The organism is Streptomyces rugosispiralis, from assembly GCF_024505145.1.
GTDB lineage: Bacteria > Actinomycetota > Actinomycetes > Streptomycetales > Streptomycetaceae > Streptomyces > Streptomyces rugosispiralis.
Genome location: NZ_JANIAA010000039.1, coordinates 21,406 through 44,974 on the forward strand (window position 1 = coordinate 21,406; position 23,569 = coordinate 44,974).

Sequence of the window (23,569 nt, forward strand, 5' to 3'; positions counted from 1 at the left end):
GGGGGTTGTTCACCCAGCAGCGGCCGTAGCCGCCCAGCGAGCCCGCGACCAGCCTGTCTACTCCAACCGAAAGTACAGATCGGCCCGGGCGGGAGCCCGGTGGACCCGGCGCTGTTCACGCTCCTGACGGGGCGCGGGCGAACCGGAGCAGCGATGGGGGATGGGTGGCGGAACGAACACGGCCACCTTCGCGGATCTTGAAGGGTGGAGAACTCCGTGATCCACAGTGGCCGTGTTCGCCTGCTTCCAGGGCCCACCGCCGACGTCAACCCACGAGCTGGGACGAGCCGAACACACACCGGGCCCCTGGGGCTGGAGCGCCTTGCGCGACGAGTTCGGCGACGCTTGTCACCCGCAGAGCCGGCCAGGCGGAGTCGCAGTACTGCGATGCCGGACAGCTGAGTCGGTCAGGGGTGGGGGCGCCGGTCCTGACACTTGTTTCCGCCCAGCCTCAATCGTCTTCGGTGATGAAGCCGGTCAGCGCGGCAGCGACGGCATCGGGCTGTTCATCGGGGATGAAGTGTCCTGCGTCCGGCACGACGATCCCGGTGGCGCGGTCGGCCCACGGCCTGATGGAAGCTGCCATGTCGGGGATGGAGCCGTGGCTGCTGGAGATCCCAAGAACCGGGACCGTCAGGCGCTGTTGTTCCAGCGCTTCGTGGTTCTTCTGCGCCGACTCGGCGGCGTCCCGGTAGTAGGCCAGGGATGCACGGAGACCGCCGTCGGCGGCCACGGACGCGGCGTATCGCTCGATTTCGGCGTCGTCGAAGGTGCCGGGGGAGAGGGTCTTGACCTTCAGGAACCAGCCGACGTACTCCCGTTCGCGGCCGGTGAGCAGTGTCTCGGGCAGGTCGGGCACCAGGTGGAAGGCGAAGTGCCAGGTCTTCCACGCCTGCTCGGGGTCGGTCGGAATGGCGTCAGGGAGTGTGATGCCCGGGATGCCTGCGTCGAGCAGTGCCAGGCCACGCAACTGGCTCTGGTACTTCAAGGCGAGGGAAAACGCGACCCACGCGCCGATGTCGTGGGCGACCAGCCAGTATGTCGAGACTCCGAGCGCCTTGACCGCGGCGTGGACGTGCGCGGCGACCGTGTGCGTGTCGTAGCTGATGTCCGGGCGTTCGGAGTGGCCCTGGCCCGGCAGGTCAATCGCGATGACTCGGAATCGGTCGGCCAGGTTCGGCATCACCTTGCGCCATGCCCACCAGGTCTGCGGGAACCCGGCGAGCAGCACGACGGCTGGACCGTCCGGCTGACCGCCCTCAACCGCGTGAAGCCGGACGCCGCCCGCGTCGACCCAACGGTGGGTGAAACCGGCCAGGTCGGGCAGCGGCAGGTCGCGGACCGGGTTGCCGGAGACGCGGGGGGTGCTTTCGGGGTCATTCATGGTTCTCCTCCACTGGTGTGAGGTGTGTTGACGGTGTGCTGAAGGTGTCAGGCGTGCTGGTTGGTTCGGTGCGTCGGCCGAGGGCGAGGCCCACGAGCGCGGTGGAGACGACGAAAGCGACGAGCATGGTGCTGGAGGCCCGTGTCCCGACCACCTGATCGGCGAAACCGAGCAGCAGGACCGGGACGACGAGCCCGGAGTAGAGGAACAAGAAGTAGGTTGCGTTGAGCTCGGCTCGATTGCCGGGATCGCACAGTGCGTCGGTAACGCTCAGACCGTGCCGGAACAGCGTTCCGACTGCCGCGCCGGCGAGGACAGTGCCGACGATGAAAAGCGGCGCGGAGTGGGTCCACAGCGCGGTCTCAATGACGATCATCCCCACGGCCAGGAGGGCCGTCCCGATGTCGCGTCGCAAAAGGGCCGCAGGCATGACGATCTGCGCCAGCAGCGCGCTGATGAACAGTGTGCCGACGCCCACGCCGATGACGGCGAAGTTCGACACGCCCAGGTCGTCGCGCAGGAACGCGGGAGCCAGCGAGGAGAAGAACCCGTTGACGCCCGAGGCGGCCGCGACGAGCACGCCGCTGGCGACGAATGACCGCACCCGGTTTGCTCCGTTGGGAAAGACGGGGCGGCGGATACGAGGCCGCCGGCACGCCGTTCGGTCGGCGGTCTCGTCTGCGGTCTCGGGGATGACCAGCCAGGAGACGCCGGCGACGGCGCACGTCGCCAGGTAGCACCAGAACACGGTGTGAGTCGGTGCCGTGACGCATTGTGCCAGGATGCCCGCGGCGACGACGCCGAGACTTAGGCCGCCGATGTTGGCCGCGGTGCTCAGCACGGCTGCCGTCCTGCGCCCGCGCACGAGTTCCGCGATCGCCGACGTTGCCGTCGCGGTGATGAGCCCGGTCGCCACGCCGCTCAGCACACGCGAGATCAGCAGGACCGTGAGGCCGTCTGCCAGCGCGAATCCCAGAGTGCTCAGCGCCGTGAGGGCGAGCGACAGCGCGAGAACGGGACGGCGGCCGATGGCGTCGGACAGGGAACCGGCCATGAGCAGGGTGCCGACGACTCCGACGACGTAGGCGATGAACACGACAACGGTGGTGAGCGGGCCGAAGCCGAATTGCGAGGCCCACAGCACGTACAGCGGGATCGTCAGTGTTCCGCCCGCCATGACAACGGTGTAGACGAACGCGACGGCGCCGACCGCGAGCACGCGGTGCGCGTGTCGCCGCGCTGTGAGGTCTGCGGGGTATCCGGCCACGATCATGCCTTCACCCTAACTCATCTTGAACTGATCGGTTCAAGATGAGATGATGGTCTCCACTGAGAAGGCAGAGCAGGAGGGAGGCGCGGCATGGCGGGCAAGAAGCAGTTCGACATCGCCACGGCGCTCGATGCCGCGATGATCCAGTTCTGGCGGGCCGGCTACGCGGACACGTCGCTGGACGACCTGTCCCGGGCGACCGGACTCAACCGCAGCTCCATCTACTCCTCCCTCGGCGACAAGGACGCGCTCTTCATGCGCTGCCTGGACCGCTACGCCACGCGTTACGGAGACAAGTACGACGCCGCGTTGTCCTGCGCCGCCGACCGGCCCCTGGCAGCCGCGCGGGCGTTCTTCGACATCACCCTGGAGCGCATCGCGGACCCCGGTCTGCCCGACGGATGCCTGGTGGCCCAGACTGTCATGGCGACCCCAGTGCTGAGCGCGAGCGTCGCGGCGCGTGCACGGGAGGCGATCGGCTTCCAGCACACCCGGCTACGCGCCGCGCTGAAGGCCGGCCGACTGCACGACGAGGCGGCCGAGTCCCTCGCGACCCACCTTGCGGCCGTGAACCAGTCCCTCGCCGTCATGAGCAGAGCCGGAACGAGCACGGAGCAGCTGCGCGCCATCGTCGACGTGACCCTCGACGCACTTGCGCGGACTCTCGGCGCGAGCGACTGAGATCTGTCCGGCAAAGCGGACTTCGCCATCGTCCCGGCCAGACCCCTGACTGGAACCGCGCCCGCCGGGCCGACGATCCGCCGCGCCTGGAGAGCCACCTCGGAGGCGCTGTCGTCTCCGCGGGTCACACATTCCTGGCCTGGGTCGACAAGCACGGCACCGAACACATCTGTATACGCGTCTTCGGAGGCCGTATCGGGACGGTGGCCGTATCAGGACGGTGACAGACCCGCTTCTCATGGCGTTCGGCACAATGAGCGTGTGACAGACGATGACGAGGACGGGACGCCGTTTCCTGCGGCAGGGTTTGTTGTGGGCATGCTGGTAGGCGTTCCGCTTGGGGTCGTGCTCGGGCTGTCCGTCTTCGGCAGCATGGCGATCGGTCTGGTGCTCGGCAGTGGTGTAGGCGGAATCCTCGGTTTGACTTTCCCGGTGGTTCGGCGTTCGCGGCGGCAGTCCCCTTGAGCAACTCCCGCATACACGAAGACCAGCACGAACGCGCTGCCGATCGTCTTGTCCGTCCAGGCGTCGACTCCATCGGCCCCGATGTGTTTCGGTATCCGCCCCGGTCGGCCGATTATCTGATGAGGGCTCGGGCCTGTCGACGGGCTCGGGTGCTGGTCGCTGGGCGAGGCGCCGGCCGGCGCGCGGTGCGGTGATGAAGTGGGCCAGGACGAGGACAGCCGGGCCGGGCGTCCCGCCCGCCACCCATGGCTCGCTGAATCTGATCTGGTCTCAGCCCGGGTACCAAGATGACAGCGCCCACCTCGAATTCCCCACGTACGGCCACCTACCGATGTAGCCGTGAGTAGCGGTCCCGGCGTGGGTACCTGGCGCGCACGGCACGTCGAGCGCCATCTCCCATTCCTGGAACTCGATCTCCTCGCGAACATCTCCGACCGTCTGGCCGTTCTCTGCCACGGCGTGCTCGGGCAGCAGGTCGGCGGCTCGCCGAAGGAGTGTGAACGCGTCATCCATGTGCTGGATTGTCGTCTGGTCCCGGGCGCCTTGTCACAGGTGACCATGCGGACGCAGCGGTACGCGACATGCCCGGACACTCCAGGCTCCAAGATTTCTGACCACTACCCTCAGTGACTCGACCCGCGCATGCCCCTGTCGGGCTGTCAGCCGCGCCAGTTCGGGTAGGACCAGCTCGGCTCGCTCGGCCTGGATGATTGCTTCCAAGGTGGGGCCGCGTGAGGGCTTGAACCTGACGTGGCGGGAGGTTCTAGCGTTGCTGGCGTGATCGGAAGCGACACCGCCGAGCGTCGGTGGAGCATCGGCGAGCTGGCTCGCGCCACCGGCGTGACTGTGCGCGCGTTGCATCACTACGACGAGATCGGTTTGCTGCGGGCCAGTGAGCGCACGGCTTCGGGCCACCGCCGCTATACCGCTGCCGACCTGCGACGGCTGTACCGGGTGCGGACGCTGCGCGGCCTAGGGATGCCCCTGGAGGAGATCAAGAGCGTGCTCGGCGCTCCGGAGGATCTGGCCGCCGCGCGCGGTTTGCTGGCCGCGCAGCTGGAGCAGTTGACCGCGCAGGCCGACCGGCTCCAGCGACTCATCCGGCAAGTCGGCGGCCTGCTGCGGCAGCTGGACGCGGGGCGTGGCCCGATCCGGACCAGTTCATGACGACGTTGGAGATGATTTCGGTGCTGGACAGCTATTTCACGAACGAGCAGCGCGAGGAGCTGGCGCGTCGTCGCGAGGCCCTGGGCCCGGAGGCCGTCGAGGAGGCCAGGACGCGTTTCGCCGGGCTGGTCGAGCAGCTGCTGGGCCATGTGCGGGACGACATCCCGGTGGACGATCCGCGGGTGCAGGACCTTCTGTGGCGTTGGGAAGAGTTGGGCTCCGCCTTTCATGCCCAGGGAGCCGGCGGTGAGCGGACCAAGGCCGCGGCCCGGCAGATGTGGCAGGACCAGGGAGCCGGGCTCAGCCGGAGTCTGCCCTGGGCGGCCGAGAAGATGGCCGCCTTGATGGCCTACCTGGAGCGGGCCCGAGCAGCGCGGTCCAGCGGCTGACGTCGCCATCCCGGTGAGGCCCTGCCCCGTTGGGCGGGCAGGGCATTTTGTCGTGCAGGTCCTGCGGCATCCAGAGCGTTGATCCAGCGAAGGCGGCTGGCGGCCGAGTAAGAGCTTGTTGCTGAACCCGCTGGGCCCCGTCGGAGGATGACGTTTCTCAGGCTCGTGAGGCAGGAGGGGAGGTATCGGCTGGTACGCCACTGCTGTACCTCGTGTTCCACATCTACGGTCTGGTGCCGATCGAGGCCGCCCGGCCTAGTCGTGCTCGGGCGGGCCTGCGACCTGTACCAGCGAGGCGGACCTCGAGTTCTGCAACAACGTCTCGAACATGTGGATGACGGCAGCGACCTCACGTCAGTCCAAGTGCGCGCCACCGCTGCGGTCGTCGACCGCGGCGGCAATCTGCGTGAACCACCCCGGTGACCCGAAGGGGCGTACCACTACGGTCGCGGCCACGGTGAGCTCGAGCGGCTCTGCGGGCCATGGCACGGCAGACAGCCCCGTCCTGTACGTGCCCTGCGCGTAGTGGGAAGTTGGAGGGCCTGTGGCAGTCGGGGGGATCCTCGGCCCCAGGCCTTCCACTCGGCGTAGAGAGGATCGACCGTGACCTCGGACCATGACATGCTCTGGCGCCGCTGCGCGCACCTGGGCCATGTTCTGCTGCCGCTGATGGACCAGGAGCCATGGCGACAGGCTCGTCGCCACGAGAACCTGCGGACCTGGGGCATCGACACGGTCGAAGGCGAGCGCCTGATCGAGGTCTTCGCAGCTCTGGCTGCCCACGCCGTCGCGGCCGAAGCTGGTGTGTCCGCCGCAGAATTCGATGCTCTACCCCTCAGTGCCGTGGCCGAAGCGGCGACTGGTAAGCGCGACATCGAACTGCTCGCCGGGCTCCCGGACACCTTTGCCGACGGCCGTGACGGACAGGCCGTCGACCTCTTCCGCCTGTACACCTACAAAGGCGGGCAGGCCAGCCGCTGGCTCTTCCAGCTGAGCAGGGAACTGCGCCATGCGCTGATCGTGCTCGCCGAACGCTCGCCGATGCCGTCCCTCACGTGCGGGGACGTCTTCCGCCGGGCGGCCGAGGCTGGCCTGCTGCAGTGATCATGGAGATCGGACATTCTCGCGGTGATGCGGAAGGCGTGCGACAGCCTCTCGGCCGGGCGGAGGCATCCGTCATCGGGATCCTGCAAGGCATCCACGACCTCCGCATCGCCATCGGCGACGCGGAAGAGGAAGAGGAGTAGAGGGAGCGGTCACGCATCGGTGGGCGCCGGTTTCCTCGGCCGGCGGGGAGTGGCGCCTTTCCGGGCCAGGCGCCTGGTCATGGGGGAGTGATGGCAGCCCAGGTGATCAGCGTCTCGGAGTGCTGGACGTTCGTACTTCTCTGCACGCCACGGCAAATCCCCAGCTCATCCGCGCGGACGACTACGGTCATTCACACGCGGTGCCGAGTGTCGGCAGACGTCGTTTCTCGACACTCGGGCAGAATGCGCGCCACGGCGAAGGGACGTGAGTTCAGAGGCGGGCTTGTGCACCCCGGCGGGGCCACGGACCGGCTCGAACAGTGCGTGAGAGTGGCGGGTCGTGCGGGTGGTGATCAGTGGGCCTCGTCAGCCGGCCGACGGGGTGAGGCTGGTGCGGTCGAACGGGCCACCGTGCGCGGCGGCGTAGGTGATGGCGTCGTTGACGGCATCGAGGTCGAACGACCGGACCCGTTCGGGGGCGAGATCCAAAGCGCCCGAGGCAAGGAGCCGGATGATGCCGACATTGGCTGTGCGCGGGTACATCCACTGCCCGCGCACGGTGATCGAGTTGCGCATGATCCATGGGTACGGGAGTGCGAGGTCGTCGCCACCGAGCATGCCGACGCCGCCCATGAGGACGACCCGGCCGTACTCGCGCACGGTCATGGCGGCCGCGCGCGAGGCCGAGCTGGGTGCGCTCGGCGGGAGCAGGTCGATCACCATGTCGATCGGGCCGTCGGCCGCCGCGGACATCGCCGCGCGGTCGGTGGCCTCGTCCCCGGTCAGCGGGACCGGGCGCAGACGCGGACCGAACCGGTCGGCGAGGAGGCCGAGCGCGGCCTTGTTGCGGCCGGGGGCGACCACGCGGCCCGCGCCCATCGCGAGCGCGAGCGCGACCGCGCTGCTGCCGAGGTTGCCGGTGGCCCCGCTGACGAGCAGCGTCTCGCCGGCCGCGAGCCCACCTGCCAGCAGCCCGCCGTAGGAGATGGTGTGCACGGTGAGCGCGGCCCAGCGGGCCGGATCCTCCCCGGCCGCGGCGGGCAGCGGGAAGACGTTCTCTGTCGGGACCCGCATGAGCTCGGCGAACGCGCCGTCGTGCATGTACTCGGCGAGCCGCGCGCCGCCCTCGCCGCGCGAACTCCAGCCCTGGAGCGTGATGTCGGGCGTCAGGGCATCGTCCCGCGAGCGCACCGTCGAGTCGCACCACACCACGTCGCCGACCCGCAGCCGGGTGGCGTCAGGGCCGACGTGGACGATCCGCCCCACCGCGCCAACACCGGGCACGACAGGAGGGACAAGGGGGTACTTCCGCTTGCCGCTGAAGACTTCGGCCGCGTAGGGCGCCACGCCGGCGGCGAGGACCTCGACCACCACCTCACCGCTGCCGGCCTCGGGGTCCGGCACCTCCCGCACCGCGAGTGGGGCGCCGAACCGCGTCAGAACTGCTGCTCGCACGTGATGACCTCCGTGTTCGTCCGTGCTCTGAGATCAACACTAGGAGCGGGACGAACATGCGGGAAGCGAGGATCTGGCATCTATGGTATGCGTATAACGCATGGACATCTCCAGCACGGGACTGCGGGTCCTGCGGCAGATCGCCGAGTCCGGCAGCTTCACCGCGGCGGCCGCCCGACTCGGATACACGCAGTCGGCCGTCTCACGCCAGGCCGCCGCCCTCGAACACAGCGCCGACACCATCCTGTTCGAACGCCGCCCGGACGGGGTGCGGCTCACTCCCGCCGGCTTGACCCTGCTGCGGCACGCCCACACGATCCTCGCCTCGCTCGCGGCGGCCGAGCGTGAACTCACCGGCACCGCCCCGCGGACCGAACTGGTGCGGCTCGGGGCAGTCCTGAGCGCGGGCTCGGCGATCCTGCCCGCCGTACTCGCACACCTCGCGGAGGCCGACCCGCAGATCACGGTCACCACCCGCGAGGGCACCACGCCCTCCCTGATCCGGGCGTTGCGCGCGGGCTCGCTCGACCTCGCCGTGCTGACATCCCGCCCACCCCACCGGCCCTTCGACAGCGAGTCGCCGCGCCTGCACCTCGAGACCGTCGCGGACACCGAACTGGTCGTGGCCGTGTCTTCGACCGGGGACTTCGCCGGACGCACCACGGTGCACATCGACGAACTGGTCGACGCCGCATGGATCGCCACCCCGTCGTCGAACTCCGAGCCACTGCTCGGCGTCTGGCCCGGCCTGCCCGGACGGCCGCGCGTCGTCCACTCCGCGCGCGACTGGCTGACGAAGCTCCAACTGGTCGCCGGCGGCTTCGGCGTGACCACGGTGCCGTCCCGGCTCTCACCGGTGCTGCCGCCCGGGGTGAGCCTGCTGCGCGTCGACGGCGCACCCCCCGAGATCCGCCGGGTGCTCGTGGCACGTCTCTCCGGCCAGCCCACCCCGGCGATCACCGCCGTCACCCGAGCGATCACGTCGACCGCCTGAACCGCCACCAGGGCCGCACACATCGCGGGTGCCCCTTTCCCCTTCACTCCGGCCCATGAGCGCGCCGATGTCCGTGCCGATGAAGGTCACCACCGGGATCAGCGAGTTGCGCAGCAGATGGCGGGTGACGATCCGGTGGCGCGGGAGCCCCTTGGACGGCGGCAGGGGCCGAACATCCGGAGCTGTTCGCGGACGTGTCGGAGAAGCCGGTAGCGGCCTGGCGGGTGCGGGTGCGGGTGCGGGTGCGGGTGCGGGTGCGGGCGCGGGCGCGGGCGGCGAACGAGTACCCCTCGGACCTGGGGGCGGCGGCCGGGCGGGTGCGGTACACGCTGCTGTCGACGCTGTGCCGCGTACGGGAGACGGAGATCACCGACTCGCTGGTGGAGCTGTTCATCCAGCTCGTGCAGAGGATCAACACGCGCCCGGAGAAGAAGGCCGAGGGCGAGTTCGACAAGGAGCTCGAGCGGGTCCGCGGCAAGGAGGGCATCCTGCTGCGGCCGACTGCGCGAACCCTTGACAGAGCGCCTCGCGATTGGTTCTGTACACGACAGGTTTGAGCGCTCAAACGCCTGGAGGGGAGTAGCGCCATGTAGACCCAGCGGGTGCCGAGCGCTGCCCAAGCGGCCCCACCCCACCAGGGAACGCGCATGGCGACGAACCGGCCGCCCCGGGCCTGATGACACCGTCGGGCCTCCGACGACGAGCGGCGGCCCGATGGAGCAATCCTGTTGACCGATGTGCGGAAGCGGTGGATCCGACTTCCGTACGGACGACCTTGGAGCGCGATCATGAAGCCATGGAGACGTCTCCACAGCCTCCTCGCCGCCGGCGTGTGCGGTGCTCTGGCCGCCGTGCTGTCGCTGCTGTGCCCCGCGCCCGCCCAGGCATCCCAGACCACCATCCACAACGCCGACCCGAGCGTGATCCGGGTCGGCGGTACCTACATCTCGGCGGAGACCTCCGGCGGCGGCATCGCCGTCCGGGAGGCGTCCTCCCCGAGCGCGCTCGGCGCGGCCACGGCCCGGAAGGTATGGACGAACCCCAGCGGCCGCGGCGAGGTGTGGGCACCGGAGATCGTCGTGGACGGCGGCCGGTACTACATCTACTTCACCGCCGGCACCGGCGCGGCCCACCGGATGTACGTGATCAGCTCCGCCACCGCCGGCAGCGGGTACGGGGACGAGACGAAACTGGCCCTCCCGGACGACAAGTGGGCGATCGACGGCAACATGTTCACCTTCGAAGGCCAGCGCTGGTTCGTCTGGTCCGGCTGGGCGGGCGACACCAACGTCGAGCAGAACCTCTACCTGGCCAGGATGAGCAGCCCGACCACGCCGACCGGCGCGCGGTACATCATCTCGCAGCCGCGCGAGAGCTGGGAGCGCGTGGTCGGCAACCCGTACATCAACGAGGCGCCGAACGCGATCAAGGATCCCAACGGCCAGTTGCACATCGTGTACTCGGCCAACGGCAGTTGGAGCGACCAGTACTGCATGGCCGACCTGCGGCTGCGGGCCGGCGGCGACCCGACGTACGTATGGGACTGGTACAAGTCGAACGGCTGCCTGTTCGGGTCGCACGCGGCCACGATGATGAAGGGGTGGGACCCCACCCTGTACGTCGACGGGCCCGGCAGCCACAGCTTCGTGCTGCTCAACGGCGACATCAACACCAGTCCGCCGGCCGGCCCGACGTTCCCGCTGATGTTCACCGCGGTCCCGAAGGGGACCCCGTACTCCTGGTCCGCCCGCTACTGGTTCACCGGCGGCTTCTGCTGGTGGGGCGGCACCACGTACACCCGGGCCAACGTCCCCGGCGACACCAGCAACACCGGTTGGAGCCTGAAGTTCTTCGAGTAGGCGTGCCTGGCCCGGCCCCATCCCCGACCCCCATGGAGGGACACCATGCCAGGTCCCGTGCCACCGCTTTCGCGAAGACGCCACCACATGTCCCCGGGCGCCGCGCTGGCCGCCCTCTGCCTGCTGGCCGTGACGCTGCTCCTCGGCGCCGGACACGCGTACGCCGCGCCCGCCGGCGCCGACCAGCAGCTCCGCCCCGGCACGGCCTCCAGCGGTGAGTCCAACGGAGGCGTGCGCATCATGCCGCTGGGCGACTCCATCACGGACGGGTTCAACGTGCCTGGCGGCTACCGCTCGGACCTGTGGCAGTACCTGGTCGCCGACGGTCACACCGACGACTTCGTCGGCTCGCAGTCCAACGGCCCCGCGCGTCTCGGCGACCACGACCACGAGGGCCATCCGGGCTGGCGGATCGACGAGATCGACGCACACGCCGCCGACTGGGTGCGCGTCACGTCGCCGCGCACGATCCTGCTGCACATCGGCACCAACGACATGGTCCAGAACTACGACCCGGCCGGCGCCCCGGCCCGGCTGTCCACGCTGCTCACGCACCTCACCGACGCGGCCCCCACCGCCGATGTGCTGGTCTCCGACCTGATCCCGCTCGCCGACCCGGTCCTCGAAAGCCGCGCGGAACGGTACGACGCGGCCGTCCCCGGCGTGGTCTCCGCGCTTGCCGCGCAGGGTCGGCATGTGCACTTCGTCTCCATGCACTCCGCGCTCACCACCGCCGACCTGGCCGACGGCGTGCACCCGACGGCCGGCGGCTACTCGAAGATGGCCGCGCGCTGGTACTCCGCGCTGATCTCCTCGCCGGTCACCCGCTGGGAGGCGGAGAACTCCGCGTACGCGTCCGTGCACGACGCCGACCTGCTGTCCAGCCCGACCGCGTCAGGTGGTGTGAAGGCCGGCCATATCGACAACGCCGACAGCTATCTTCAGTACGTCGTCACCGCCCCCTACACCGGGGCCTACCGCATGTACGTGCGTGCCGGAAACGGCATGGGCGCCACCTGCACCCACCTGCTCACCGTCGACGACGCCCCCGCCGTCACGGTCGCCTACCCCTCCTACGGCTGGGAGGAGTGGTCGATGACCGGCGTCGACGTCCACCTCCAGCAGGGCGCCAACACCCTGCGCTTTGCCAAGGGCACGTGCTACGCCGAGATCGACGCGATCGACTTCGCCACCCTCGGCGCACCCACTCCCTGGATCTAGTGCCTCCCCGGCGAGCCGCCGACGCCATCGGCGGCTCGCCGGGGAGGACGCCTCCGCAGCCGCTCGCTCCGCTCCCTATTTGAGTCCGCCCGCGGTCAGGCCGGAGACGATGCGTCGCTGGAACGCCAGAACCGCGAGGACAAGGGGGACGGTGACCACGACACCGGCTGCCATCTGAGTTCCGTAGGGCTGGTCGAAGCCGTAGGCCCCGGTGAAGCGGGAGATGGCGACGGTTGCCGTTTGCATGTCCTTCTTGTTGACCATGGAAAGCGCGATGATGAAGTCGTTCCAGGCGGCGATGAACGTGATGATCGCGGTCGTGAACACGCCGGGTGCCGCGAGCGGGAGGATGACCTTGCGGAAGGCTTGTCCCCTGGTGCATCCGTCGATCATCGCCGCTTGTTCCAGTTCGGCGGGGAGCTGGCGGAAGAACGACGTCAAGTACCAGACGGCCAGCGGAAGGGCGAACGACAGGCTTGGCACGATCATGGCCTGATAGGTGTTGATCCATTTGATGTCGGTGAACAGCTTCAGCAGCGGCACGACGATGGAGATCGGCGGGAACATGGATATCGCGATGATGACGGCCGCGACCAGGTTCTTGAAGCGGAACTCCAACCGTGCCAGCGCGTAAGCCGCAACGGTGCCGATCACCAGCGTGACGATGGTGGCGATGCCCGCCACGACGAGGCTGTTGAGCAGAGCCCGTCCGAATCCGACATCAGGTTTGAACACCGCGCGGAAGTTCGCGGTGGACCAGGGCCTGGGCAGGGCGGAGAGCTGGAACTGGTCGGAGGGCCGGCGGAACGCGGAGACCACCATCCAGAAGAACGGTGCCAGGCAGTAGACGACGATGACGGCTACGCCGAAGTAGCGGAGGACGGCCGCGGCACCCGAGTGGTTGGCACTCGCTCTCCTGCTGGGCCGGTCCGTGGCGTGGGTGGTCATGCGGGAGTTCCCTTTCCTGCGAGCGGGCGCGTTGCCGACCGGCGCCGACGTGCCGGGGTCCTGGTTCGCGCTCCGGCGAGGAGATCTGCGCCGAGAATCTTGACGAAGGCGTACGCGACGATGACGACGTACAGGAACAGCAGCGTGGCGTAGGCCGAGGCAGGCCCGTAGTGCAGGTTGTTGGCTTCGTTGAAGGCGAGCACCGACAGCGTCTGCACGGAGTACTTCTGGTTTCCCACCAGCAGGTAGGGCAGGTCGAACATGCGCAGGACATCGAGGAGGCGGAACAGCACGGCGACAAGGAGGGCCGGCTTGATCAGAGGCAGTGTGATCTTTCGAAACTGAGTCCAGGCATTCGCGCCGTCCACCCGGGCGGCCTCGTGGAGTTCGGCGGGAATGAGCTGGAGGCCGGCGAGGGTGAGCAGGCCGATGAAGGGGGCGGTCTTCCAGGTGTCGGCGATGACGACGGCCCACTTGGCCGGCCAGCCGTCCGCGGACCACAGGATCTGCTGACCCAGGAGGTTGTTGGCGATGCCGTTGGCGTCGAAGATCCATCGCCAGAGCAGGCCGGATACGGCGGTGGGAACCGCCCAGGGCACGAGGATGCTGGCCCGGAGGAAGGCACGGCCGCGCAGCGCGTGATGCATGATCAGGGCCATGGCCAGGCCGATGACGGTTTCCAGAGCCACGGTGGTGATCGTGAAGAACGTGGTGTTGCCGAAGGCGTTCCAGAATCGGGAGCCGTTGGCCCCGGTGAAGGCGTCGATGTAGTTGCGCAGGCCGACGAAGTGCTCGCCGCTGATGACGAAGCCGTTCGCGTCCAGTCCCTCCCCTCGCTGGTAGAGGGACTCGCGCAGGGCGGAGACCAGCGGGTAGCCGATGACCAGGGCCAGGACGAGAAGTGTGGGCGAGAGCAGGAAGGCAGCGAGGCGGCCTTCGCCGCGATGGGCGCGGCGGATTCCCCTTTTCGGTGCGGGCTTTGCGTGCGGTGGAGCTGCGGCGGGTGCGGAAGTGGTCATGAAAGGCTCGGTCTTCCGTGCGAGCGGTCGGGAGGAGACGACGGGCCGGACGCGGGGGAGGGGCCGCGCCCGGACCGTCCGTTCACGGCTGAGAAGTGATCTGCGTCAGCTTGTCCTGTAGCGAGGCCAGCGCGGTGGCGGGATCGGTCCGGCCGGAGAGCACGGGGTAGACGGCGTCCTGGATCGCCGCGGACACATCGCCATAACGAACGGCCTGGGGACGTGCGACCGCGGTGTCCAGCGACTTCTTGAGCCCGGCCAGGTAGGGGAACTTCTTCTGGAGGGCGGGGTCCTGGTACAGGGCGGTTCGGGTGGGAGCGGTGGACGCGGCGAGCAGGTTGGCGCGTTCGGACCTGTCGCTCGTCAGGTACGTGATGAAGTCGTGGGCGGTCGTCTTGTGCTTGGTGAACGAGGAGACGGCGAGGTTGTAGCCGCCCAGTGTCGAGGAGCCGGTGCTGTCGAGGCCGGGCAGGGGCGCGACATTGAACTTGCCGGTGACCTTGGAGGAGCCGTCGGTCTTGTTGGCCAGGTCCCACACGTAGGGCCAGTTGCGCATGAAGATCACCTTCCCGGACTGAAACGCCTGTCGTCCGTTCTCTTCCTGATAGGTGAGGTCCTCGTGCGGGATGGTGCCGTCCTTGAAGGCGTCTGCCATCCAGGTAAGCGCGGTCTTCGCCTGGGGAGTGTCGACCGTCGGCTTGCCGTTGGTGTCGAAGACATGCCCGCCGGAGGACTGCACGGCTTCGGAGAAGTTGACGACCAGACCCTCGTACTTGTCGAACTGCCCCGCGTAGCAGGACGCCTTCTTGGCCTGCGGCTGTGCCTTTATCTTGGCGCAGTCCGCCTGCATCTCGTGCCAGGTGGTCGGTGGCGTCTTGATTCCCGCGGCGGTGAGCAGATCGCTTCGGTAGAAGAGGAGGCCGCCGTTGGTCTGCCACGGCACGCTGTAGAGGGTGCCGCGGTACTTCGCCGATTCGACGGCGGCCGGGAGCAGGCTGCTGGTGCTGGTCGAGGCGGGTATCGGGTCGATCCACCGGTGGGCCGCGAATTCGGAGGTCCACGTCACGTCCAGCCCCAGCACGGAGAATGCGGTCGACTTGACCTGGGCGTTCTGCTGGAGTTGCTGTAGTTGGGCGTCGGCGGCGGCCGGGAGTTCGTTCAGCGTGACCTTCTCCGACGGGTGGGCGGCGTTCCAGGCGTCCACCTGCTTCTGCAAGGCGCCGGAGGTGTCCTTGCCGACCGCGAAGGTGATGGGGCCACGATCGGTGCCACCGCCAGACGTGGACGTCTCGTCCTTCGTATCGCTGCTGGAGCAGCCGGCCAGGATCAGAGCGCTGGTGACTGCCAGGGCCGCCAGGCCGGCGGTTCTCGAGGTGCGCCAGGTGGTGCGGGTGCGGCTCATGCGGGCTCCTTGCGGTGCGGGAGGGTACGGGAAGGGAAGTGGGTGCGGCTCGCGAGGGGGCGTCGCGGAGCCGGGAGAGGGAGTCCCCGGTCAGGTGTGCCGAGACTCGGGAACGGCCGTCAGGAGGCCCGGACGATCGCCGGATTCGGCGCCCGCGCCCGTGGAGTCATGGCCTTCGAGGTAGTCGATCAGCGCCACGGCCCCGGCCGAGGCCCATGCTTGCGGACGGCAGGCATTGGGGTAGGCGAGAACGGGCTCACCATCATGGGCGGAGGTGCCGGCGTACAGTTCCGGAAGTCGGAAAGCGAACTCTTCGGCGGCGGTGACGACACCTTCCGCCAGTGAGTGCGCGATGGCGTGGTGACCCTCGGCGGCCAGCCCGAGCACCGCGATGGCCGTGTCGTGCGGCCAGACGCTGCCGCAGTGGTAGCTGTGCGGGTTGAAGGCCCTGCTGGTCGAGGAGAGGGTGCGCAGTCCATAGCCGCAGTCGAGGTCGGGACGCGACAGGCGACGCGCCACCAGGTCCGCCTCACGGGAGTTGAGCAGGCCGGTGCCGAGCAGATGCGCCATGTTCGAGGCCGCTCCGTCCACGGGCCGTTTGTCCGCGTCCAGGGCTATGGCGGGATAGACGCCGGTGGCGTCGTCGATCCAGAAGGTGGCGCGGAACCGCCGTTGAAGCCGGGCCGCCCAGTCCCGCCAGCGGTCGGCTCCGGGCAGTCCGAAGGCGTCGAGGAGGGTGGCGCCCTGAGTGGCGGCCGCATACGCGTAGCCCTGTACCTCACACAGCGCCAGCGGGGATGCCACGCGTCGCCCGTCCGCCCAGCGCACGGCGTCCGGGGTGTCCTTCCATCCCTGATTGGCCAGGCCGCCCCGGGTGGAGGACCGGTACTCGATGAAACCGTCCGCGTCGCTGTCGCCGTGGGCCGTGATCCACTCCAGCGCCGCGAGCAGGCTCGGGAGAAGCGCCTCGATCTCGGCCTCGTCCACCCCTGCCTGCCAGGTGCTGTGCAGGAGGCGGACCCACAACATGGTGGCGTCGATCGTGCCGAAGTAAAGGGGAGGGATCACCATGTCGTTCAGGCGCAGAGTCTCCCGGCGGACTTCGTGCAGAATCTTGCCCGGCTCCTCCTCCGCCACGGCGTCGTGACGTTCCCCCTGGCGCCGCTGCAAGGTACGCAGTGTCCCGAGGGCCAATCGCCGGGCACCGGGCAGAAGCAGGGAGGCCGACCACAACGCGTCGCGGCCGAAGAGGGTGAAGTACCAGGGGCTGCCGGCGGCGAGGAAGGAGTCCGCGGGCTCCAGGGGATCGGCCAGCAGCATGCGCTGAAGATCCCGCAGACTCACCTGGAGCAGTTTGCGGCGACGGAGGTCGCGCGGCTCCTCCGCCCCGGTGGTCCGGTCGGGGAGGACGGGCGGATTCCGCGGAGCGACGGACAGGAACGTACGCTGGGCCGTCTCCGGATCGTTGTCCCGGGCGATCGCCCTCAAGGTGACCCCGGCCGGCCGCTCCGGCGCCAGGTCGAAGGTGAACGACAGCACCACGTCCGCGTCCTCGGACGTCATCTGCGCCGGAACCGGTTCCGCGGTCAGCAGAACCTCCTGTACTGCTCCGGCCCAGCATGCGCCTCCGGCCACGCGCTGAGGATCCACGTGAGGCGCCTGCCGGCCGCCGCGCACGACATGGACCGGTGCCAGATCGGTTCGGGCACGCGCCCGCACGGTCGCCCGCACGGGGGTGGCACCGTAATTGACCAACTCCAGCCGTTCCTCGAGCCCGTCCTGGCCCACCGACCGGTAGCGGTGCATCACCACCGATGGATCGGCGCCCTCGTCACCGTCCAGGCGTACGCGGGAGGTGAAGACGGCACTCGCAGGGCCCTGAAGCCGGCACCCGACCGGCTCGACCACAGCGTCGGCCACCTCCACCTCCAGGCCGGAGAGCACCCGGTAATCATTGGTGTAGAAGCCGTCGAGCCCCTGCGCACGTATCTGGCCGTCGCCGGAACTCAGGCACACGGAGGGTGCCCAGAGCAACGTGACCAGTTCGTGCAGAGAGCTCTGGCGGAAGTGGCTCACATCGCCTCCGTGAACTCGGACGGGTGGAGTTGCGGTAAAATTTGAGCGCGCAAATCGCGAGGAAGCGAACCGTAGCAGACCGGACGACCGCCGACCAGGCATCGAGTTCAGGGACAATGCACTGCGGGCGAAGCAGAAGGAACTGGAGGCGTACATGGCGGAGCCGGGACACCACGAGCCAGTGGGCGGAAGCGCTCCCACTCTCCAGGACGTGGCACAGGCGGCCGGTGTGTCCAGACAAACCGTGTCCAATGTCCTGCACGCGCCCGAGCGTGTGCGAGCCGCCACCCGGGAGCGCGTCGTGGAGTACATCTCCCGGCTCGGCTATCAGCCCAATCGCCAAGCGCAGGCTCTGGCGCGCAGCGCCTCACACATGATCGGCTGCCGGATCCGCCCGCTGACTCCCGGAGCCCTCACCTCGATGCACGACAGGTTTCTGCATGCTTTGGCCGAGGCCGGCCGGGCGGCCGACCACCACCTTTTGCTGTTCGCCGCCGAGGACGAGTCCACGGAGATCGACAGCGTCGGCAGGCTCCACCGCGGAGGAGCTGCTGACGCATTCGTCCTGTACGACCTGACAGCCGACGACCAACGCCCGAAGGCCCTGCTCGACATGGGGGTTCCGTTCGTCGCGTTCGGGCGGACGGATACGGGCGCCGACACCTATCCCTGGGTCGACGTGGACAATGTCCTGGGCACTCGCCTCGCCGTGGACCACCTGGTGAATCGCGGTCATCGCCGCATCGCGTTCCTCGGCTGGCCGTCCGGCCGCACCATCGGCGACCGCCGGGCACATGGCTGGCACCAAGCCGTCGAAAGCCACCATCTCGCCTCGACCTGCGGAGTCCTGGACGTTCGGAGTGAGGACTCGGTCCAAGCGGCCATCCAAGTCACCTTCAGGCTGCTCGAACATGCCGAGCCCCCCACCGCTATCGTCACCGCCACCGACACGCTGGCCGTGGGCGCCATGCAAGCGGCTCAGCGATGGGGGCTCGAGGTGGGACGCGACCTCGCTGTCGTCGGTTTCGACGACACGCCCACGGCGGCCGCCCTGGAGCTCAGCAGCATCCGGCAGCCCATCGAGCAGGTCGGCCGGCAGGTCGTCGCGGCCCTGCTCGGTACCGACGAGGCGGGTCCCGGACGCCGGCTCCTGGAACCCCAGCTGGTCATTCGGTCCTCCAGCGCCCGGCCCGCGACCCCTCGGCGGTAGCCCCGGCCCGCCCCACCGGCAACCCGGCCGATGCCGGACGCTCCAGAGCAATCGGTGCGCGAACCCTTGACAGTCCCAGCATCGGTTGGTTCTTTAGGGTCGCCGCGTTTGAGCGCTCAAAAATCCACCGCTGACCGCGGCGCCCGGCCTCTACGGCCACCGCAGAGCACGATCAGCCCCTGTCGCCTCTGATCCTGGCGACCGACGCCCCCAGGAATCGCCATGAGCCGCATCACACCGTCGCCGGTGCCGGCCGACGGACCTTCTCGCCCCCGAACCCTGCGCCGACGCCTCCTCAGCGCGGTCATCGGGCTCGCCCTCGTCGGCTTCGCCGCCGGTGTCCAAACCCTCCAGGCCGCTCCGGCCCGTGCCGGCACGACCCAGGTCGACAGCGCGGTCATCGGCTGGGACGGAGACAAAGACGCCGCCATCGCCCATCGAGACGGCAGTTTCGACATCCGCGACGGGAAAAACACGACCGCCAGATTCGGGATCTACAACAACCCCGCATCTCTCCAGTGGTCGAATGCCGACGGCTACTACCCGGCGCTGGTGACCAGCTTTCAGCGCGACAACACCACCGTCACCATCACCAACTTCGGCGACAAGGTGACGACCGGTGGCAACGACTATGTCGCCGTCTACTCCCGCGTCACCGTGGACAACCACGACACGGTGGCCCACACCGAGGACCCGGCGCCCTCATCCGGCCTGATCCCGCTGAACGACGTGGGCAACACGGTGCAGCCCGGTCAGTCGGTCTCGCACGACTACGTCATCGCCGTCGACCGCTTCGGGGCTTCGTACCCGTGGCCCTCCGACAGCAGCCTGGCCGCGGCGGGCTCGTACGATTCCCACTACGCGCACATGACCAACCACTGGGACGGCCGGCTCGGGGAGATCGCCCAGCTCGACCTGCCGGACCCCCGGCTGGTCAACGCCTACAAGGCGGGCATGATCTACGGCGAGATCGTCAAGGACGGCACCGCGCTCAATGTCGGGGAGAACGGCTACGACCAGGTCTGGAACCACGACCTCGTCGGCATGCTCGTCAACCGTTTCACCCAGGGCGACCTCTCCGACGCCAAGAGCCAGCTCACGCGGTTCGACCCGCACAACTCTCCGGTCGACTACGACGACGGGCACTGGACCTTCCCCTGGCCCTGGGCCGTCTACCTGCAGAAGACCGGCGACACCGCCTTCGTGCAGAGCAACTTCAACCGCATCCAGACCGAGGCCCACCGGATCCAGACCGACCGGACCGGGCCCGGCGGCGTCATGAAGTCCACCTACGACATCGACAGCGACGGCTACTGGACCGTCGACAACGCCGAGGCCCTCATGGGCCTGACCGCCTACCACTACATCGCGACCAAGCTCGGCAAGTCCTCGGAGGCGAACTGGGCGCAGCGGACCTACAACGCCCTGCTGTCCGCGGTGAACACAGCGCTGACCAACACCATCAACACCAACCACCTCAGCTACATCCCCTGCGCCGTGGACGCGCCCAACGACGGCAATGCCTGCGGGCAGAAGAACAACGCCAACTGGGCCGCGTTGTTCCTGTTCGGCCGCTGGAACTGGGACGGCTACCTTTTCGGCGCCCAGCAGAGCGGCCCGATGGCCACCATGCTCGACGCCACCTACAAGGACGGATTCGCCAAACTCTCCGGGCTCCCCCCGCACACCTACGGCGGCTACACCGGCTTCAGCACGGGCTACAACGCCGGGTACGGGGAGGCCGGGCTCGCTTCCGCCGACCACCGCGCCGAAGGCGTGTACGACTACCAGTTCATGATCACGAACTCGCAGAGCGCGCCGTTCTCCTGGTGGGAGGGCATCCCCACCGCCGGGTCCACCAACTGGTCACCCGGCACGCACGCCACCGCCGGAACCGGTTCCAGCCCTCATATGTGGGGTCAGGCCAACGCCTCCAAGGTGCTGCTCGACTCCCTCGTCGCCGAGAAGTCCGACGGGCAGGTCATCGTCGGCCGCGGTCTGCCCACCGAATGGCTGCGCTCCGGCGCGAGGACCAGTGCCACCGACGTCCCGATCGCCGGCGGCCACCGCATGGGTGCCACCATCACCAGCACCGGCTCCGCGGTGACGCTGCGCCTGAGCGGTGACAGGCCCGCCGGCGGGGTGTCCTTCCAGGTACCCGGCTTCGCCGGGAACATCGCCTCCGCCACCGCGGGCACCGTGAACTCGGCCGCCGGGACGGTCACCCTCCCGGCCGGCACCACCTCCACCACCGTCACCCTCACCAAGGCTCCCGCCTTCCAGAGCTCCGGCGGTCTCGACCTCAACGGCTACTGCAAGTCGATCGGAAACACCGGTGGCGTCAGCCTCGACGGCACCACCGCCAGTGACTGGCACTGCGTCGCCCCCGACGGCGACCACGTCTCCATGAGCATGGACGACGCCTGCACCTACGGCTACCCGTACGCGGCGAGCGTCTTCTCCCGCGCCGCCGACGCCGACGACCCCCAGAGTTGGGCCTGCTGGCACTTCTGATCCAGCCCGGTCGACCCGTACCCTCGGACCGGCTCCCGGCCTGACGCCCCGGACATCGGGCCGGGAGCCCCCACCGTTCGTGAACGTGGTCACCACGTTCAACGGCACCCCGGGCACTCGCCCGGCAGCAGTCCCTGACTCTGAGCCCCACACCGGATCTCCAGGAGTGCTTGTGACCGACGTCAGTCGCCGTAGGTTTCTGCAACTCGCTGCGGGTACAGCCGCGGCGTCCAGTCTGTCCGCCGGGATTGCGCGGGCCGCGTCGATTCCGCCCGCCGCCGGGAGCGGCACGCTCGACGACGTTCAGCATGTCGTGGTGTTGATGCAGGAGAACCGGTCGTTCGACCACTACTTCGGGACGCTCCGCGGGGTGCGGGGCTTTGGTGATCCGCGCCCGCTCGTGCTGCCGTCGGGGAAGACCGCTTTCTACCAGGCGGCGACCTCGGGGCGGGAGACGCCGCCGTTCCGTCCGGACGCGGACGACCTGGGCCTGCAGTTCATCCAGGACCTCGACCATAGTTGGTCCGGCACGCACGCGGCGTGGAACGGCGGCGCGTACGACCGGTGGATCCCGGCGAAGTCGACGACCACGATGGCGTATCTGACCCGTGAGGACATCCCGTACCACTACGCGTTGGCGGACGCGTTCACGGTGTGCGACGCCTACCACTGCTCGATGCTGAGCTCCACCGACCCCAACCGGTACTACATGTACACCGGTTACGCCGGGAACGACGGCAGGGGCGGCGGGCCGGTACTCGGCAACGAGGAGGCCGGCTACTCGTGGACCACGTTCCCGGAGATCCTTCAGCGGTCCGGCGTGTCCTGGGGTGTCTACCAGGACATCGGCACCGGGCTGGACGCCGCCGGCCACTGGGGGTGGACCAGCGATTCGTTCATCGGGAACTACGGGGACAACTCGCTGCTGTACTTCGACAACTACCGCAACGCGAAGCCCGGCGACGCCCTGTACGAGAAGGCCCGCACCGGCACGAACGCGGCTGCCGGCGACGGCTTCTTCGACCGGCTGCGCGCCGATGTCGCGGCCGGCACGTTGCCGCAGGTCTCCTGGATCGCCGCCCCCGAGGCGTTCTCCGAGCATCCGAACTGGCCGGCGAACTACGGCGCCTGGTATGTCTCGCAGGTTCTGGACGCGCTGACCTCCAACCCGCAGGTGTGGAGCCGTACGGCGCTGCTGGTGACCTACGACGAGAACGACGGGTTCTTCGACCATGTGACCCCGCCGTTCCCGCCCGCCTCCGCGGCCCGGGGGCTGTCGACCGCCGACGTGACGCAGGATCTGTTCGCCGGGTCTTCCGGCTATGGCGCGGGACCGTACGGGCTCGGCCCGCGCGTGCCGATGCTCGTCATCTCCCCGTGGAGCACCGGAGGGTGGGTGTGCTCGCAGACTTTCGACCACACCTCCATCGTGCAGTTCATCGAGAAGCGTTTCGGCGTTCACAACCCGAACGTGTCCGCGTGGCGCCGCGCGGTGTGCGGCGACCTCACCTCCGCGTTCGACTTCTCCGGCAGCGATGCCGGCGTGCCCGCCCTGCCCGACACCACCGGCTACGCCCCGCCGAACCACGACAACCCCGGCGACTACGTGCCCGCGCCGCCGGCCACCGGCACGCTGCCCAGGCAGGAGAGCGGGCTGCGCAACGCCCGGCCGCTGCCGTACGACCTGGTCGTGGACACCAAGGCGGTGGGCGGCAGGATGCGGTTCACCTTCACCAGCCTCGGTGCGGCGGGGGCGTCGTTCCATGTCACATCGGCCACCCGCGGCGACGGTCCCTGGCCGTACACGGTCGAGGGCGGCAAGAGCCTGACCGACAGTTGGGCGCTGCCCGGCAGCCGCTACGACTTCTCCGTCTACGGCCCCAACGGGTTCCTGCGCCGCCAGGCCGGCACCAACACCGCCGTCGGTCCCGAGGTCACCGCCCGCCACGACAACGCCGCCGGGCAGGTCACGCTGACGTTCACCAACGCCGGCAGCACCTCCGTCACCTTCACCGCCACCGACGCGTACGCACCCGACGACCACTACTCCTACACCGTGCAGCCCGGCGCCTCCCGGACGGTCCCCGCCTGGGGCGTGCCCGCCGGCCACCACTGGTACGACGTCACCGTCACCTCCAACACCGACAGCGCGTTCGTGCGACGGTTCGCCGGGCACGTCGAGACCGGCACAGCCGGCACCAGCGACCCCGCAACCACCACCACCTGATCTTCCCCCGCGACCAGAGCTGCCGCCGGGGGCCGGGCCCA

At 68.9% G+C, this 23,569-nt stretch carries 18 protein-coding genes and 2 pseudogenes; 11 read left to right on the forward strand and 9 right to left on the reverse strand.

Going from position 1 to position 23,569, the window contains the following annotated elements:
* Positions 1-451 precede the first annotated feature (451 nt).
* Positions 452-1,384 (reverse strand): alpha/beta fold hydrolase, encoded by a 933-nt coding sequence (locus tag NP777_RS37285; RefSeq protein ID WP_256654616.1) that lies wholly within the window; start codon positions 1,382-1,384, stop codon positions 452-454.
* The gene (locus NP777_RS37290) at positions 1,377-2,657 is read right to left on the reverse strand and encodes an MFS transporter (RefSeq protein WP_256654617.1); all 1,281 of its coding nucleotides are present in this window, start codon (positions 2,655-2,657) and stop codon (positions 1,377-1,379) included. The genes NP777_RS37285 and NP777_RS37290 overlap by 8 nt, the downstream gene beginning before the upstream one ends.
* Before the next feature lie 87 nt (positions 2,658-2,744).
* On the opposite strand from NP777_RS37290, the gene NP777_RS37295 reads away from it, so the two are divergent.
* Both NP777_RS37295 and NP777_RS37300 read left to right on the forward strand, forming a co-directional pair.
* Entirely contained in the window at positions 2,745-3,335 is a 591-nt protein-coding gene (locus NP777_RS37295; RefSeq protein ID WP_256654618.1) for a TetR/AcrR family transcriptional regulator, read from the forward strand.
* Between the two features lie 261 nt (positions 3,336-3,596).
* A complete protein-coding gene (locus NP777_RS37300) occupies positions 3,597-3,800 on the forward strand; it encodes a hypothetical protein (RefSeq protein ID WP_256654619.1) in 204 nt (67 codons plus the stop codon).
* Positions 3,801-4,070: 270 nt separating this feature from the next.
* On the opposite strand, the gene NP777_RS37305 is transcribed toward NP777_RS37300, so the two are convergent.
* A complete protein-coding gene (locus tag NP777_RS37305) occupies positions 4,071-4,313 on the reverse strand; it encodes a hypothetical protein (protein ID WP_256654620.1) in 243 nt (80 codons plus the stop codon).
* Positions 4,314-4,577: 264 nt separating this feature from the next.
* Here NP777_RS37305 and NP777_RS48870 point away from each other — a divergent pair.
* Positions 4,578-5,356: pseudogene (locus tag NP777_RS48870) on the forward strand (MerR family transcriptional regulator).
* 603 nt (positions 5,357-5,959) lie between these two features.
* Complete coding sequence (locus tag NP777_RS37320; protein WP_256654623.1) at positions 5,960-6,460, forward strand: hypothetical protein; 501 nt, start codon at positions 5,960-5,962, stop codon at positions 6,458-6,460.
* 509 nt (positions 6,461-6,969) lie between these two features.
* Here NP777_RS37320 and NP777_RS37325 read toward each other — a convergent pair.
* Positions 6,970-8,058, reverse strand: a complete 1,089-nt coding sequence (locus NP777_RS37325; protein ID WP_256654624.1) for an alcohol dehydrogenase catalytic domain-containing protein — start codon at positions 8,056-8,058, stop codon at positions 6,970-6,972.
* Between the two features lie 100 nt (positions 8,059-8,158).
* Between NP777_RS37325 and NP777_RS37330 the strand changes: the two genes are divergently transcribed.
* The gene (locus tag NP777_RS37330; protein ID WP_256654625.1) at positions 8,159-9,052 is read left to right on the forward strand and encodes a LysR family transcriptional regulator; all 894 of its coding nucleotides are present in this window, start codon (positions 8,159-8,161) and stop codon (positions 9,050-9,052) included.
* 51 nt (positions 9,053-9,103) lie between these two features.
* Here NP777_RS37330 and NP777_RS37335 read toward each other — a convergent pair.
* Positions 9,104-9,208, reverse strand: a pseudogene (locus NP777_RS37335) (ABC transporter permease); the annotation flags it as partial.
* Between the two features lie 38 nt (positions 9,209-9,246).
* On the opposite strand from NP777_RS37335, the gene NP777_RS37340 reads away from it, so the two are divergent.
* From NP777_RS37340 to NP777_RS37350, 3 genes are all read left to right on the forward strand, one after another.
* A complete protein-coding gene (locus NP777_RS37340) occupies positions 9,247-9,609 on the forward strand; it encodes a hypothetical protein (protein ID WP_256654626.1) in 363 nt (120 codons plus the stop codon).
* Between the two features lie 231 nt (positions 9,610-9,840).
* Positions 9,841-10,911 (forward strand): glycoside hydrolase family 43 protein, encoded by a 1,071-nt coding sequence (locus NP777_RS37345; protein ID WP_256654627.1) that lies wholly within the window; start codon positions 9,841-9,843, stop codon positions 10,909-10,911.
* A gap of 87 nt (positions 10,912-10,998) precedes the next feature.
* A complete protein-coding gene (locus NP777_RS37350; protein WP_256654628.1) occupies positions 10,999-12,132 on the forward strand; it encodes a GDSL-type esterase/lipase family protein in 1,134 nt (377 codons plus the stop codon).
* A 75-nt stretch (positions 12,133-12,207) separates the two neighbouring features.
* Here NP777_RS37350 and NP777_RS37355 read toward each other — a convergent pair whose 3' ends face one another.
* The 4 genes from NP777_RS37355 to NP777_RS37370 all read right to left on the reverse strand — a co-directional run bounded on the left by NP777_RS37355 (position 12,208) and on the right by NP777_RS37370 (position 17,577).
* Positions 12,208-13,080: a carbohydrate ABC transporter permease gene (locus NP777_RS37355; protein WP_256654629.1), complete on the reverse strand. Its 873-nt coding sequence runs from the start codon at positions 13,078-13,080 to the stop codon at positions 12,208-12,210.
* The gene (locus NP777_RS37360) at positions 13,077-14,099 is read right to left on the reverse strand and encodes a carbohydrate ABC transporter permease (protein ID WP_256654630.1); all 1,023 of its coding nucleotides are present in this window, start codon (positions 14,097-14,099) and stop codon (positions 13,077-13,079) included. The genes NP777_RS37355 and NP777_RS37360 overlap by 4 nt, the downstream gene beginning before the upstream one ends.
* Positions 14,100-14,181: 82 nt before the next feature.
* A complete protein-coding gene (locus tag NP777_RS37365) occupies positions 14,182-15,501 on the reverse strand; it encodes an ABC transporter substrate-binding protein (RefSeq protein WP_256654631.1) in 1,320 nt (439 codons plus the stop codon).
* Positions 15,502-15,591: 90 nt separating this feature from the next.
* On the reverse strand, positions 15,592-17,577 hold the full coding sequence (locus tag NP777_RS37370) for a glycogen debranching N-terminal domain-containing protein (RefSeq protein ID WP_256654632.1): 1,986 nt from the start codon (positions 17,575-17,577) through the stop codon (positions 15,592-15,594).
* Between the two features lie 211 nt (positions 17,578-17,788).
* On the opposite strand from NP777_RS37370, the gene NP777_RS37375 reads away from it, so the two are divergent.
* The 3 genes from NP777_RS37375 to NP777_RS37385 all read left to right on the forward strand — a co-directional run bounded on the left by NP777_RS37375 (position 17,789) and on the right by NP777_RS37385 (position 23,528).
* Positions 17,789-18,787, forward strand: a complete 999-nt coding sequence (locus tag NP777_RS37375) for a LacI family DNA-binding transcriptional regulator (protein WP_256654633.1) — start codon at positions 17,789-17,791, stop codon at positions 18,785-18,787.
* 222 nt (positions 18,788-19,009) lie between these two features.
* Complete coding sequence (locus NP777_RS37380; protein ID WP_256654634.1) at positions 19,010-21,301, forward strand: hypothetical protein; 2,292 nt, start codon at positions 19,010-19,012, stop codon at positions 21,299-21,301.
* A 172-nt stretch (positions 21,302-21,473) separates the two neighbouring features.
* Entirely contained in the window at positions 21,474-23,528 is a 2,055-nt protein-coding gene (locus NP777_RS37385) for a phosphocholine-specific phospholipase C (RefSeq protein WP_256654635.1), read from the forward strand.
* Positions 23,529-23,569 lie beyond the last annotated feature (41 nt).

Excerpts from the sequence above, each read along its gene's own strand:
- NP777_RS37360 (WP_256654630.1), bottom strand. The coding sequence starts at position 14,099 with ATGACCACTTCCGCACCCGCCGCAGCTCCACCGCACGCAAAGCCCGCA.
- NP777_RS37350 (WP_256654628.1), top strand. The coding sequence starts at position 10,999 with ATGTCCCCGGGCGCCGCGCTGGCCGCCCTCTGCCTGCTGGCCGTGACG.
- NP777_RS37285 (WP_256654616.1), bottom strand. The coding sequence starts at position 1,384 with ATGAATGACCCCGAAAGCACCCCCCGCGTCTCCGGCAACCCGGTCCGC.
- NP777_RS37305 (WP_256654620.1), bottom strand. The coding sequence starts at position 4,313 with ATGGATGACGCGTTCACACTCCTTCGGCGAGCCGCCGACCTGCTGCCC.
- NP777_RS37295 (WP_256654618.1), top strand. The coding sequence starts at position 2,745 with ATGGCGGGCAAGAAGCAGTTCGACATCGCCACGGCGCTCGATGCCGCG.
- NP777_RS37355 (WP_256654629.1), bottom strand. The coding sequence starts at position 13,080 with ATGACCACCCACGCCACGGACCGGCCCAGCAGGAGAGCGAGTGCCAAC.
- NP777_RS37365 (WP_256654631.1), bottom strand. The coding sequence starts at position 15,501 with ATGAGCCGCACCCGCACCACCTGGCGCACCTCGAGAACCGCCGGCCTG.
- NP777_RS37330 (WP_256654625.1), top strand. The coding sequence starts at position 8,159 with ATGGACATCTCCAGCACGGGACTGCGGGTCCTGCGGCAGATCGCCGAG.
- NP777_RS37290 (WP_256654617.1), bottom strand. The coding sequence starts at position 2,657 with ATGATCGTGGCCGGATACCCCGCAGACCTCACAGCGCGGCGACACGCG.
- NP777_RS37345 (WP_256654627.1), top strand. The coding sequence starts at position 9,841 with ATGAAGCCATGGAGACGTCTCCACAGCCTCCTCGCCGCCGGCGTGTGC.
- NP777_RS37380 (WP_256654634.1), top strand. The coding sequence starts at position 19,010 with ATGAGCCGCATCACACCGTCGCCGGTGCCGGCCGACGGACCTTCTCGC.